Source organism: Marinilabilia salmonicolor (assembly GCF_003003035.1).
GTDB classification, from domain to species: Bacteria; Bacteroidota; Bacteroidia; order Bacteroidales; family Marinilabiliaceae; genus Marinilabilia; species Marinilabilia salmonicolor_A.
Genome location: NZ_PVTS01000017.1, coordinates 104,966 through 119,068, shown reverse-complemented (window position 1 = coordinate 119,068; position 14,103 = coordinate 104,966). Strand labels below are relative to the sequence as shown.

General features: G+C 41.7%; 8 protein-coding genes. 2 read left to right on the top strand and 6 right to left on the bottom strand.

The genetic code is table 11. The features are described from left to right. The first annotated feature begins 275 nt into the window (after positions 1-275). Entirely contained in the window at positions 276-1,187 is a 912-nt protein-coding gene (locus BY457_RS15470; protein ID WP_106154235.1) for a DMT family transporter, read from the top strand. Positions 1,188-1,219: 32 nt separating this feature from the next. Here BY457_RS15470 and arfB read toward each other — a convergent pair whose 3' ends face one another. Then, positions 1,220-1,630, bottom strand: coding sequence for an alternative ribosome rescue aminoacyl-tRNA hydrolase ArfB (arfB, locus tag BY457_RS15465; protein ID WP_106154234.1), 411 nt, complete (start codon positions 1,628-1,630; stop codon positions 1,220-1,222). 114 nt (positions 1,631-1,744) lie between these two features. Here arfB and BY457_RS15460 point away from each other — a divergent pair, with 114 nt between their 5' ends. Further along, on the top strand, positions 1,745-5,419 hold the full coding sequence (locus BY457_RS15460) for a PAS domain S-box protein (RefSeq protein ID WP_106154233.1): 3,675 nt from the start codon (positions 1,745-1,747) through the stop codon (positions 5,417-5,419). A gap of 10 nt (positions 5,420-5,429) precedes the next feature. Here BY457_RS15460 and BY457_RS15455 read toward each other — a convergent pair whose 3' ends face one another. The 5 genes from BY457_RS15455 to BY457_RS15435 all read right to left on the bottom strand — a co-directional run bounded on the left by BY457_RS15455 (position 5,430) and on the right by BY457_RS15435 (position 13,985). After that, on the bottom strand, positions 5,430-9,929 hold the full coding sequence (locus BY457_RS15455; RefSeq protein ID WP_106154232.1) for a hypothetical protein: 4,500 nt from the start codon (positions 9,927-9,929) through the stop codon (positions 5,430-5,432). 350 nt (positions 9,930-10,279) lie between these two features. Beyond that, on the bottom strand, positions 10,280-11,125 hold the full coding sequence (prmA, locus tag BY457_RS15450) for a 50S ribosomal protein L11 methyltransferase (RefSeq protein WP_106154231.1): 846 nt from the start codon (positions 11,123-11,125) through the stop codon (positions 10,280-10,282). A 266-nt stretch (positions 11,126-11,391) separates the two neighbouring features. After that, on the bottom strand, positions 11,392-12,147 hold the full coding sequence (gene tpiA / locus BY457_RS15445) for a triose-phosphate isomerase (protein WP_106154230.1): 756 nt from the start codon (positions 12,145-12,147) through the stop codon (positions 11,392-11,394). After that, complete coding sequence (locus BY457_RS15440; RefSeq protein WP_106154229.1) at positions 12,144-13,382, bottom strand: BT_3928 family protein; 1,239 nt, start codon at positions 13,380-13,382, stop codon at positions 12,144-12,146. The genes tpiA and BY457_RS15440 overlap by 4 nt, the downstream gene beginning before the upstream one ends. An 18-nt stretch (positions 13,383-13,400) precedes the next feature. Beyond that, positions 13,401-13,985 (bottom strand): DUF1599 domain-containing protein, encoded by a 585-nt coding sequence (locus BY457_RS15435; RefSeq protein ID WP_106154228.1) that lies wholly within the window; start codon positions 13,983-13,985, stop codon positions 13,401-13,403. Positions 13,986-14,103 lie beyond the last annotated feature (118 nt).

Genomic DNA, 14,103 nt, shown 5'->3' with positions numbered 1-14,103 from the left:
TGTTAGCGCCGATGGTACTGCGTAAAAGCGGGAGAGTAGGTCGCCGCCGACCTTTAAAACAGAAAGCCGTTCCAATATTTGGAGCGGCTTTTTTTGTTATAAGGAGGTGCGAATTCCAATTCGCACCATTTTTTTGAAAGAAGCAAAGCCGGACCAGACCCTTTTTCCATCCCAAAGAATCCAATCCCTCTCCTTGGGAGGGGTTGGGGGAGGCTCCATTTGTCTGAAAAACCTTACCTTAGTAATTTCTTTTTATAGTCTTCAAATATCAGATTATGACCGATTCATCAAAGGGATTGTTATATGCTATAACTACGGCTTCGCTATGGGGTGCGTTGGCTATCGTATTAAAAATTTCGCTTAATTTTTTTGATCCGTTTACTGTTGTTTGGTGGAGGTTTACCATGGCGTTTAGTGTTTTGGCTTCATGGTTTTTGATAAGGAAGCCCGCTTATTTACGAATTCTAAAACGGCCCCCTCTAAATCTCTTATTGGCCGGTCTTCTTCTTGGGATCAACTATATTGGGTTTATGCAGGGAGTTCATTATACCGGTCCTGCTGTTACTCAGGTTATGATTCAGGTAGGACCACTATCTTTGGCGGTGATAGGATTTGTGTTTTTTAAAGAAAAGTTATCCTGGTTAAGAGCAGTTGGTTTTTTGTTGGCAATCGTTGGATTTGTATTTTTTTACTACCAGCAATTGCAGCGAATGCTTGGCGAAGCGGATTTGCTAAATCAGGGTGTTTTGTGGATTTTATTTGGCGCCTGGGCATGGACAGGTTATGCTGTTTTGAATAAAATTCTTGTGAAAACCATTCCCTCTGCCCAGATTAACCTTGTTTTGTATGGTGTTCCTGCACTTTTGTTTATTCCCTTTGCTGATTTTTCTTCTTTTGCATCCATTCATTCTTTCTGGGTGGTTGTGATTTTGCTTTTTATGGGTGGAAACACTCTTGCAGCATATGGATCGTTGTCTCTCGCCCTAAAATATGCAGAAGCTAATAAAATTAGTATTATTATTACTTCCAATCCCGTTATTACATTTGTTTTGCTTGAGGTGTTGCTATGGGCCGATGTTCGATGGTTTGATGTCCCTTCTGTAAGTTTTCTTTCCTATGTTGGTGCCGTTATGGTTTTGGCCGGAGCAGTATTGGCCATAGGGGTTTTTTCTAAAAGAAAGTTCTAACCTGGTTTATTTTTGAATAAATTTTTTCCGTATTAAAAATCATTTTTTCTCCGGTTTTTCTTCTCTGCTTGCTTTTTTTTGGCATCAAGGCGTCTTTTTTTTGATGCTTTTGATGGTTTTGTTGGAATTCTCTTTTTTACTGGTCTAAGGCCCCACTCAAGCAGATTGTAAAATCTTTTTATGGCTTGCTCCTTATTTCTGAGTTGGGAACGCTCAGTTTCTGCCATAATGATCAAATCGCCTTTATGAGTTAATTTTCCTGCCAAACGGGAAATGAGGAGCTCTTTTTCTCTGTTTGAGAGTATGGTTGATTCAGGAACAGAAAAACGCAATTCAATTTTGGTGTTTACTTTGTTTACATTTTGTCCTCCTGCTCCGCTACTGCGTTGGGCTGAGAATGTTAATTCTTTTGAGAAATCTCTGGTTGTGAGGTTTTTATTCATATTGTTTCGAATATAGTATTGATTTTGTAAAATAAAATAGAATAAAAATAGATACTAACCTCGTTAAAATACAATTAAAATGTATAATTTAGGAAAACAAAAATGTTTTTCTGAATGCTGGTTATCTTAAAACATCTGGAATTTTTCTTTTTCGGAGGAGTTCTTCTGGTTCTTGCTTTTTTGTTTCTTAAACAAATTAAGTCTTTTCGTGCCGACAGTAGTAACTTGTCGCTCACTACAAAAAGTTGGTCGGTTTTAGGGATCAGGTTTGGTGGTGTATTTGCTGCTTTAGTAATCCTGATTGGTGGTTTTTGGGTGACCCGGGAATCTGTTACAGATCGGGAAAATATCCTAAAGCAGTATCTTCAGGACAATACACTTAATTTGGTTCGTTCATTCCATGTTGAGCATATCAACAAACTTAATTTCTCTCCCGGTGATGTAGAATCTCCCTATTACCAAAGAATTTCTGAGCAATTAAAAAATTATTCCTTCTATTCGGGGATTGATGGGATTTATACCATTAAGCAGAAATCCGCTGACTTTTTTTTTGGTCCCGGCAGTTATATGCCCGACGATGAAATGTATCGGGAAAGTGGGGAGGAATATCTCAATCCTCCCGATGAGCTGTCACAGGTTTTTGAACATAAGGTTTCTTTAATCAGCTCAACTCAAAACAGGTCGGAAGGAAAGTTTATTACTTGTTTTGCTCCCTTGCTGAATGTTGATCGAAGCGAGGTTCTGATGGTGTTGGGAGTCGATGTTGACAGGCAGGAATGGGAGTATCAGATTCATCGTGTGAAAATTTTGCCGGTTGCCACATCGCTTGGATTATTGATAATTGTTTTTGCAGGATTTAGTCTTGTTCGTATCCGCAATCAGAAGAAATTATTATTCCCAAAGGAAAAACTGCATTACTGGGAGGGGATTTGGGTGTTTTTTGCAAGCCTCGTAATTACTGTTTACTCAGTATTTTCTTCTTACAATGAAGAAAAACTGTTTCAATATGGGGTGTTCTCACAAGTTGTTTCTTCCGAATCGGAGGCTATTTCCGGAGCTCTTGATATGATCAGACATACGATGCATGGAAGTGCTCAGTTGTTTGCCTCCAGCGACAGTGTTTCGGAGAAGGAGTTTGGATCTTATGTCAGTTATCTTCTTGAATATCCGATGGTCAGGTCGGTTGGTTGGGTCAAGGATCAATCCGGGCGGGGGTTTTCTGTGGAATATGAATTTTCTTCTGATCGTGCATTGTTTAATCACGGACCTTATGAAGTTAGTGAAGATAAATTACGATTTGGCTCTGTGCTTGAGACACTCTATACCGGATTTATTTCTTCTACTCTGAGTTATTATCGAAATGGAGATGAGATGATCGATATGTTTCTTCGAACGGTTGATAATGAAGGCAGTTCTTCCGGATTTGTATTTTTATCCCTTGATTTGGGAAAACTGGAGGAGAGCTTCTCTACAGGCAATTTTGTCCAGAATACGTTCTTCAATTCTCATGTTCGTTTGGTTGATTACAGAAATCGATCGGATAATTACCGTTTTAGTTTTTTTCCTATGTACGGAAATCAGGATAGTGGTTTTTCCCTGCATTTTCTGGAATTCTTTTTTGGTAAAACATTTGCCATTTCCATCTCTGCAGAACAAGGCTTTTTTGATGCTTATCAAAGAGGAGAGTACCGTACCAATCTCTTTTTTGGGCTTATTATCTCATTCTTTTTATCGGGTTTGGTTGTGGTTATGAGCAACCGGAGATTCATTCTGGAAAGGCAGGTTGAGAAACAGGCTTCCGAGTTGAAGAGAAACGAGGAACGATTTCGCTCCCTGTTTTCTAATATGCTTGAGGGAGTTGCTTTTAGCGAAATGATTTATGACAATGAAGGCAAACCGGTGAATTATCGGTTCATCGAGGTAAATAAAGCATTTGAATCCTTAATTGGGGTTACGGGAGAGGAGACAGTGGGAAATGATCAAATAGGTCTTTTTGGACGCCTGCCATCGTATTTTGATCAATATTGCAAGGTTGTTGAGGATCAGGAGGCAATTATTTTCGAAACGTTTTCGGAGGAACATAATAAATATCTCAAAATATCTGCTGCACCTTGGGGAAATAACGGATTTGCTACTATTTTTTCTGACATTACTCTTCGGAAAAAGGTGGAAGAGAGGGTTCGAAAGAGTGAAGAGCGCTATCGTTTGATTTCTGAAAATGCTGAAGATCTTATTTGGTTGTACAATCCGCATACGAGTGAATTTGCTTATGTGAGTCCTTCGGTCAAAAACCTTACCGGTAAAGAATATCTCGATGTGGTGGGAAAGGATTTTGATTATGTTTTAAGCTCCGAGTCGTATGAGGAATTGAGGAAATTGATTCCATTGCGACTGGCACGGTTTGACCAGGGAGATGAGGCCATGAGGGTAATACGCTCCCAGGTTTTTGTCAAGAAAGGAAACGGCGGCACACTGCCAATGGAAATGGTCACCACCCTTTTGTTAAATGAGGATAATGAGGTGTCTTTTGTTTTAGGTGTTGGCAGAGATATAACCGACCGTGTGGAAGCTGAGAAAGCACTCATAGACAGTGAAGAGAAATACCGGTTACTTGTAGAAAACCAGAGTGACCTGGTGGTGAAAGTGGATTGGGAAGGATATCTTACTTATGTTAGTCCTTCCTACTGTAAGATGTTTGGTAAGTCAGAGGAGGAGTTGTTGAATACCAAGTTTATGCCACTGGTGCACCCCCAGGATCAGGCATCTACAGAGGAACAAATGAAGAAACTTGCTGAGGCTCCGCATCGGGTAAGTCTTGAACAACGTGCCATGACCAGTGACGGGTGGAAATGGCTATCCTGGCATGATACCGCCGTACTTAACGAAGAGGGAACTATTGTTGAAATCATTGGGGTAGGCAGGGATATAACGGAACGTAAAATGGCGGAAAAAGCCCTTCAGGAGAGTCGTAACCTTTTGGAGAGACAAAATGAAGAATATGCCGCATTGAATGAGGAGTATCTGACAATGAATGAAGAGCTCACCCGCATAAACCAGGACCTGAGTCTGGCTATTGAACGTGCCGAGGAGAGTGAAAAACTAAAAACTGCATTTCTTCAGAATATGTCTCATGAAATCCGTACTCCATTGAATGCGGTCATCGGCTTTTCTGAAATGCTTGGGATGGATTATATCACCGACATCGACCGGAAGGAATTTACTGAGATTATTGTGAACAGCAGCAGGCAACTTCTGGAATTGGTCAACGATATTTTAACCATATCAGCCATAGAGACCAGACAGGATAAAGTGGCAATATCGCCGGTTAATATTGGCGAAGTGGTATCTGAGTTGTATGCTGTGTTTCGTCCTAAAGCAAAAGAAAAAGATGTTAAGCTTTCTGTAATCAAAGGGGTGACTGATGAGAAGGCGGTTATCATGACTGATGAACTGAAATTGAGGCAGGTTATAATCAATTTGCTGGGGAATGCTCTGAAATTTACTGATGAAGGCAGTATCGAATTTGGGTTTGAGGCCCAGGAGAATGCTTTTTACCGGTTTTTTGTGAAAGATACCGGCATGGGAATATCCAAAACGATGCAGAAAAAAATATTTGAACGTTTTGTGCAGGCTGACAGCTCAGTTAAAGGACAATTTGGGGGGACAGGACTGGGGTTGGCCATTTGTAAGGGGCATGTTGAACTGTTGGGGGGTGAAGTCTGGTTAGAATCCACCCCCGGAGTTGGTTCAACATTCTTTTTTACGTTACCCGTAATGCCGGAGCAATAACAGATGAGTGTTATTCTTCTAAATCCTCTGTTTCCTCTTCACTTTCAGGCTCATCGGGGTTGAAGTGTTTCATGAAACTTCGTAGCCTGTTCATAGAGCCCAGTTGGAATACATAATCGGGTTGCCCCATCCCGGTTTTCATTTTCCTCAAGTCGATATCCAGAGCCTGAATGGCCTTGTTAAACTCATCAAGTGAGGAAAGAATCAGCATTTTACCATTGTTGTAGCTGTAGAAGAACCAGGTGTTCTCATCAGCTTTGATATGAATCTCAAAAGAATTTCCTCCCCGGCTTCTTGAAACCAAGGCTTTTACTTCCACTTCTTTGGCAATGGACTGGTCTTTTATCCATCCGAGGCTTGCTGTGCCATTGGCTACATAGGATCGGGATGGAGTGTTCCATGTGAAATTGATATCTGTAAAGCACAGGGTATGTTGCAAATCAAGTGGTAATACTTCTGAAATATCGGTGGTTGGCTGAATCAGGTCCGCCAGTTTCTTTGCATCACTGCCTTTCATCCACTCTCTCAATCGTTTTTCTGTGGTCTCTTTTTCATGTTTGGCAATGGGTGCTTTGGATCCCCGTATGGCATTGGCCATTGTGTTGATGCTGACGTCATCGAGCATGAAATAGGTGCCGAACAGGGCATCAATGCTTACGCTGTCTGTCTCACGAAAATGGTCAATTCTTCCTGATGCAAAAAGTTTCACCTGTTCCAGATCCAGATTGAAATCCAGTTTTCCTTCAGCGTTTACAGAACACTCATCTTCATTGAAACGGATTATGTGTCCTGCCGAATCAGGGTTTGCAAATTTTTCCTCAGTAGCTATCTCAAAACTGTTTTTATACTTGTTGTACCTCAAATGGCCTGTTGATCCGGCTATTGATGCATTGTTGATTCTGCGGTGTTTTTCCAGAAAAGCGCTGTAAACATGAGTTGAGTCAATTTGAAGCATTACATCATGACTCAGTCGTTCCAATTCCGTATTGGTGGTGCGCTCTCCAATAGGAATTCTGACCTCGTTCGGATCAATGGGGGCATTGAACCTTATGTAATCCTGCGGGCCTTTTTGTGAGCAGGGGTGCAGCATTTGGGTTCCGCCATCAAAGGTGAGCAATGGGGCATCAGCGGAGAGCTCTATGTCTCCTTTGTAAGCAAAATGATCATCTAAAGTAAACAGCTGGTTATCCCGAATGGTTCCCTGGGCGATCGTATGCTGCTCATCATTTACTTCTATGTTATGAAAATCCAGTGTGTATTGTTTTTCACTGCCATTGATGAAATCGTATTCCCCATAGCCGCTGTAAACAAATTTTCCTTCAATTTTTACGTGGGCATTTTTGAATTTATGGGTTGAACCCGGTAGCAAAATCTGAGTGGAATCGAGCGGATCCATTTCAGCATCTTTGCGGATATTGATGATCCCGTCGTTGAGTATGATGTCCGCATCCGCAACCTCTATATTTGTAACTTCGTTGGCCTGTATTGTTTTGGTTTCAATGTCGTAAACGGCCAGGGGGGCCAGAAATTCCAGAGAGTCCTGTCTCCTGTGAGTGGAAACAAACCTGTTTCCTTCCGATCCACTGGCACCCATGTAGATGTCGTTTTGATCCATGTCCCACGAGAACTCACTGATGTAAGCCAGATAGAGATTCTCTGTAAATTCGACTGTATTTCCCATGTCACGGGAGGTAAACCGGCCTTGTCGCTCTTCAAAATCAAGTTGAGCAATCAGGTTATTGGTTTTAAAGGAGACTCCGTCCATCTCTTCACCGCCTATCAGATTGAAATCGGCACTGTCGGCTATCAGCGCATGGTGGGTAAGATCCATCTCTTCAGAGATCAGATTGGCTGTTGGCATATGCAACGTTCCTCCGGCCTGAAGTCCTGAAGGAGTTAGCGCCAGTGCACCTTTAAGGGAAGTTTCTTTCTTGAAAATATGAAACTCTGATCCGGTGCTTTCCGTCAGAAGCTGGTCTTTCTGAGGTTTGTAAACGAGCTTTACGTTCTCAGCTTGTACATCAGGATATTCAACGCCCGTAGTACTTGGCTCAATATTGAAACTGTGTGCAATCCCGTTGGTTTCCTCCGGTAAAAAGGTGAAATCCTCCGATTCGGCAGAGCTGGTCAGATAATCCAGACGACCATTTCCCTTTAGTCCGCGGTTACTTAAATCTATCTCATTGGTAAATTGGGCTTTGCCATTGTAGATGGGGTATCCTTCGGGAGGAGACTGTTTTACAAAACCCAAAGAATAATCTCTGCGCACCACCAATTGGTCTTCCAGTTCGGGGAATATGTTGCTCACGAGCTTTCCGTCGAACACAATGTTCTTTAGGTTTAATTCGTTGATACTGTCTATTTCAAACGGATCCAATTCAAAATAAAAGTTTTCCGTATTGTAGGCTGCATTCTGAATGTCGGGTCTGTCATAATAAACATATGAATCTCTGTCACTAACCAAAATCGGGTAGTGTGGATAGTCGTTGATTCCCGATTTGTTGTTGGCGGTATCAATTTGCAGATACCCCGAAAGTCGGGCCACCGTGTTGTCGATGGTTCTAAGTAGCGGACGTCCGTACTGATCAAGTTGTTCCGTACCCACACTCATACGCATGGAATCAATATTCTGCATGTCAATTCGGAAATCATCGTAGGTAAAGAGAAAACCGTTTCCGAAAAGTTCAATCATACCCGCTTTAATCTGACCATTGAAACTGAAGTTTCGATTGCGTTTCAGGGTGATTTTTTCATTTTCAGGAAGAAAAATTACATTTTGATGATCGCTGATGGAGACGTTTTCGACGCCATTGAGTGCCAAATCATAATTTTTAAGGTCGAAAATGGCATTGGGAACGTCCTCATCCGTCACAGATCTGAATCTGATGACATCGTAGTCTTTTTTCCCCAGACGGAACTTGATGTAATCGGTTAGTCTTTCATTGATTTTTATAGTGTCGGTGCTGAAGTTAAAATCGATAAATCCGTGAAACGACAGGGATAGAACCTGTTGACGAACCTGACTTTCGGGCAGGTTTAGAAAGCGGGCATAATCCTTTGCAGTAAATGGCTTTTGATCGTTGTTGTAGTAACAGTTGCGAAGTCCGAATAACGGATGTATGGCATCCATCCCCTGAAGATAATTGAAGAAGGATTCGCGATAAAAACTGAGTGATTCAAAAAAGGAGCGGTTTTGGGCGGCACCATCCAGCATCCTCAGTTCCATAAAATCCTTGTCCAGATTCCATTGAATAATTTCTGAATTAATACTCACATTGTGATAGGTGTCGAAAAATGGACTTTGACTAATTCCTTCTCCGCTTCTGATCAGGTATAAATCCCGGTTGGGAGCCATGTACTTGAATTCCAGTCCCGGGTGGTGAATTTCTCCTGTGTCCAGATGAATGGTAACTTCTGTTTCCCGACTCAGAATCTCATCCGTTCTCAGGGAGAACATTTTAGATCTGGCAGAAATAAACAGGGTATCATTTCTGATTATGGAAATGGTGGCAGGGTTTTGATCTGTTCCTGAACCCAGAAATTTTGCTCCATGCTGAGAAAACCCGCCTTTGTAATGAAGATTCGGGTGGATGTTGTTTATGTTGAACAGCTGGTCGTAAGACTCAAATTTTGGATAAAGGCTGGAGGAAGGGGTGCGTATATGCGTTACTTTGTGTTCCAGATCTCCTTTAAGCGGGCCGTTGAAGTAGTGTCTGTTGTAAAAAACAGCATCTTTCACCGCAAAATCGGAGTCACTCATATCTATTTGGTAGTCATCAAAGGTGGCATAAACTTTATTACCCTCAAAACCGCTTCGTTCCCACGTTACACGCCCCTTATTACCTTTCCAGATTCCTGAGAGAAGGTTCAGGTTTCCGGATGTGTTATAGATTTCGATGCTGTCGGTGCGTGAATGACAAACCAGGCGGGTTTCGGGAAGAGACAGGGTGAGAGTGTCATCAATCAGTCGAAAACTGTAATTTGGGTTTCTTGAATACCAGTCTGTCCCGGGACCGCCAAAAATCCTCTGCTGGTCAATAATGCCACGGGTGGTATTGAGCAATTCGTTGAAATGTCTTGTGTAGTATCTTGGTTTCTTCAGATAGGTAATGGCCGCTTCCCGCCAAATCCGAAAGTTTTCATTTATTTGATTCTGTTCCACAAACATCCGGACAGTGGATAGGAAGAGGTGATAGTCGGGGAAGGCAGTGGCTTTTTTGTCGTACAATAAATCAGAGATTTCCAGAACTGCTGCTTTGGCTTCATCGGGAGTTTCAGGAGAGAGCCAGAATTCTTCAAATTGATCAATGAAATCATTGGCTCGCTTTTTCTCGGAGGAGATCTTGAAAATGTCTTCAATTTTTTCCGGAAAACCTGCCTCTCCCGATTCACTAAAATAACCGGTCTGAGAATGAGACGATAAAGAAACAGTCAGAAAAATAAAGATGGAAAAAAACTTTCGACCAAAATGCGAAAAAGGAATATTATTGTCAGGTAAAAGTGCAATCATCCAGTGTATCAGTTATTAAATTGGTTTACTTAAATTTTATGTGATTTTTTTCTTTATGCCAGGCGGGGTTTGCAAAGCATAGCCGTAGTTACGGTTAAAAACCTCGCGAAGCAGAAAGGAAAAAAGCGCTTGAAATTAGTGAAGGAATTTAGTAATTGCCACACTAACCTCTACTTAGAGTCTGTCTATAAACTAAGCAAATTCTGTTTTAAGAGCTGTTTCTGGTCAGAAAGTGCCAATTGCCAGGCTTGCGAAGCCACCAAAAACGGAGTTTACTAATCGTAAATGAGTATTTTGGCGGCAAGCGTAACGACGCAAGTTGTACTTTATGGACAGAAACTACTTAGAATTTATTTTTTCCTATACGATACAGCCACCCAATTGTTTTGTTCTTTGATCGAAATTTGTTGCCAATTGAGTTGGGAGGCAACAGAATCTATTTTTGGAAGATCTTCCCGGTAAAAACCACTCAAAAAAATCTGTGTTCCTGTTTTGGTGGTAAGATCATAGCGGGGCATATCTTCCAACAGGATATTTCGGTTGATGTTGGCCAAAATAATGTCGTACCTCCGGCTTTTCCCCAGAAAGGAGGCATCGGCCATTTGTACCTGCATATTTGAGATGTTGTTGATTTTTATGTTTTCCAGTGCATTTTCAACCGCCCATTTGTCAATGTCAATGCCGAGAATGTTTTTGGCTTCACGCATGGCAGCTAAAATCCCAAGAATTCCGGTGCCACATCCCATATCCAAAACATCTGTATTGGCCGAATCTGTTTCCAGCAGGTATTGCACCATCAGGGTGGTGGTTTCATGATAACCGGTGCCAAAAGCCATTTTTGGTTCTATCAGGATTTCGTAACGGGGAGTAATCTCGGGTTTTTCATGAAAAGGGGAGCGCACCAGGCACTGGTCGCTAATAACAATGGGTTTGAAATAGTTTTTTTCCCACTCTTCATTCCAGTTTTTTTCTTCCAGATCTTCAGCGGAAATCTCAAATTTATAGGCCGGCGCAATAAGGAAAGGCAACAATTCCTCGTCCAGTGGGCGGTAATCATCTTCAGGAATGTAGGCCTCAAGTCCATCTTCAGTCTCCATGAAACTGTCGTAACCAATATTTGATAACTGGGCAATAATGATTTCTCGGGCTGTGTCATCAGCAGGGGAAATATTGATGTTGATTTTTTTATATTTCATGAAGGTTTCTGTTTTTTGATCCGGTCTTTGTGATCAAGAGATCGTTAGATTTTTAGAAATTAGAGGTTCGTGACCAACAGGCAGAAGTTTAAGAGGCAGAAGGCAGAAGAAAAAATATTGAATGCCCGAAGCAATCTCTAATTGCAAAAACGTAATTTTATATTATTGCCAGGTTTTACGGATTATTGTGTGATAAAATACCACCTGAAATCATAAAAAAAGACCTGCACATTTGTGAGGCAGGTCTTTTGCTTTATAAATGGTCATTAAAATGCAGCAATAATGCCCTGGAAGTCTTCAGCTTTCAATGAAGCACCACCAATCAGACCACCATCCACATCGGGATTGGCAAACAATTCCTTGGCGTTGGAGGGCTTGCAGCTTCCACCGTAAAGAATAGAGGTCTCATCGGCCACCTCTTTGCCATATTTGTCGGCAAGAGTCTTGCGAATAAATGCATGCATCTCCTGTGCCTGATCAGGACTGGCAGTTTTACCGGTTCCGATGGCCCAAACAGGTTCGTAAGCCAAAACAATTTTCTTGAAATCATCGGCTGAGAGGTGGAACAATGCTTCTTCGATTTGTGACTTTACAACCTCGAAATGCTTATCAGCTTCTCTTTCTTCCAATACTTCTCCGATGCAGAAAATAGGCGTAAGCTCATTTTTGAGTGCCAGGTCTGTTTTTGTTTTCAGAATGGCATTGTCTTCTCCGTAGTAAGCTCTTCTCTCACTGTGACCAAGGATCACATAGCGTGCTCCGGTTGATTTTACCATTTCGGCAGATACTTCACCGGTGTAGGCGCCCGATTCCTGGTCGGCACAGTTTTGAGCAGAAACACCGATCAGATCCTGATCTACAGTTTTACATACCTCGGTAAGGTGGATGAAAGGAGTTCCGATTACCACACGGCAATTGGGCTTGTTGGCACTCAAAATGTTCTGAAGTTCCTTTGCCAGTTCCACACCTTCCTGGAGGTTTTTGTTCATTTTCCAGTTTCCGGCTACAATGTTTTGTCTCATTGGTTCTTGTTTATGGTTTTACGTGATTTTAAAATAAATATGGATAACAGGGCTATAAAAAATGCGTGCCCCAATAATATCATTCTGGTTCTGTTTTTTTGTTGTTGTTTAATTGCGCTACTCAGAGGGTGTCTGATTTCTTTGGTATCCGGCAGATCATTATAGTGCCATTTCCCGATCACCGTGCCATTTGCTATCAGTATCAGTCCGGGATTTGATCGAATGATTGTTTTCAGATTGGTTTCGTCTCCCTGGAGGAACTCAAAATTAGTTTTGTGCTGATTGTTGAACTCTTCAGATCTGGAAATGGTTGAAGAAGTTACCACATAGAATGGGATTTCCTGATTTTGTGCAGTCTGGTTCAGTTGTGCCAGGTCTATTGCCTGTTTGTTTCTTATTTTACTGATATCGGGTGATATCACCAAAAACAGCGGGTTGCTCATTTCCATCAATTGATCTGTGATGTTGCCGTTTTCGGGATGCTGCAAAACAAAGTCATGAATGGGAGGGGTATATCCCTGACTGATCAGTTCAGTCCGGCTGTCCACAAAGACCCATGTGGTATCTTCGTAGGGATAGTTTTCTTCGTTAAACTCTTTGGTCTCTCCGTTTTTTTCAAGGATAAAAGAAGTCTTGTATTTGGGTTGGGGAGCATTATCAGGATATGACATTCCTTCGGGAAGATTGCTTCCGATGCTGTAAGGCCGGAAGTCAATTAAGGGTAAATGGCGGTAACTGTAAATGGAGATTCCTGCAATATAGACCAGGACAGTTATTGAGAAAATTAGCTGAATTGAGGCGGTGTAAGGCGATTTTATCTGCTTTATCGAAACAAAAAGAAAGGTTGCGAAAAGCATGATTACAATGTTTTTCCAGAAGGTCTGCCAGTTGGTAAGAATAATGGCATCACCAAAACACCCGCAATCCGAAACCGGATTGAATAAGGCAAGGACAAATGCCAGCACGGTAAAAAAAACCATAAACCCAAAAGCCACCCGGATGGTAGGCTTGGGGAATATGTTAAAGATCAACAGTGTGCCAATCAGAAACTCAAATACAGCCAGGACAATGGCTGCCGGCAGGGCAAGGGGGATGAGCCAGTCGAGGGAGAAGGCCTGAAAGTAATCATGGAATTTTACAGCTCCTCCAACCGGATCAACGGCTTTGACAAATCCGGAGAAAACAAATGTGCTACCAACAAAAATTCGGCTGAAAAATCGCAATAGATTCCACATACTAATATTCGGTTTTGTTTAGTTCAGTGTCAAAGAATTCTCTGAGTTTTCACGGGTCTCTTCAGGAAACTCAAGTTTTATGAGTCCGAAAACTGCATAATTGATCATATCCATATAATTGGCATCAATCCCTTCAGATACGAGAGTTTTGCCTTGGTTGTCCTCGATTTGTTTGGTGCGGTGAAGCTTCATGAGAATCAGATCGGTAAAGGAGCTGATGCGCATACTTCGCCAGGCTTCATCGTAATCATGGTTCTTGTCGCTCATCAGGTTTTTTGCCGCATAGATGTGCTTGTTGTACAACTCAATGGTTTTGTCGGCATCCATCGTTGGCTGATCGCAGGGGCCCAGTTCAAGTTGAATAAGTCCCATTGTGGCATAATTGACAATTCCGATGAATTCCGACCTGATGTCTTCTTCTATCCTGGAAACTCCTTTGGTTTCGATACTCCTGATGCGTTGAGCTTTGATGAAAATTTGGTCGGTCATGGAGCTGGGGCGTAAAATGCGCCACGCAGTACCGTAATCTTTCATTTTTTTCTCAAAAAGATCGCGGCATAATTTGATGACGTGTTCGTATTGTTGATCGGTGTTTTGAGCCATAATTCAAAATTGAGCCGTAAAATTACAAAAAAGCTTGGGAACATGATGACATAAATCTTTTTATCTTGTTTCTTCGCTTTGAAACGATTAATATTTTTGAGTTAATTTGTGGATTCAA

Excerpts from the sequence above, each read along its gene's own strand:
- prmA (WP_106154231.1), bottom strand. The coding sequence starts at position 11,125 with ATGAAATATAAAAAAATCAACATCAATATTTCCCCTGCTGATGACACA.
- arfB (WP_106154234.1), bottom strand. The coding sequence starts at position 1,630 with ATGAATAAAAACCTCACAACCAGAGATTTCTCAAAAGAATTAACATTC.
- BY457_RS15435 (WP_106154228.1), bottom strand. The coding sequence starts at position 13,985 with ATGGCTCAAAACACCGATCAACAATACGAACACGTCATCAAATTATGC.
- BY457_RS15470 (WP_106154235.1), top strand. The coding sequence starts at position 276 with ATGACCGATTCATCAAAGGGATTGTTATATGCTATAACTACGGCTTCG.
- BY457_RS15460 (WP_106154233.1), top strand. The coding sequence starts at position 1,745 with ATGCTGGTTATCTTAAAACATCTGGAATTTTTCTTTTTCGGAGGAGTT.
- tpiA (WP_106154230.1), bottom strand. The coding sequence starts at position 12,147 with ATGAGACAAAACATTGTAGCCGGAAACTGGAAAATGAACAAAAACCTC.
- BY457_RS15440 (WP_106154229.1), bottom strand. The coding sequence starts at position 13,382 with ATGTGGAATCTATTGCGATTTTTCAGCCGAATTTTTGTTGGTAGCACA.
- BY457_RS15455 (WP_106154232.1), bottom strand. The coding sequence starts at position 9,929 with ATGATTGCACTTTTACCTGACAATAATATTCCTTTTTCGCATTTTGGT.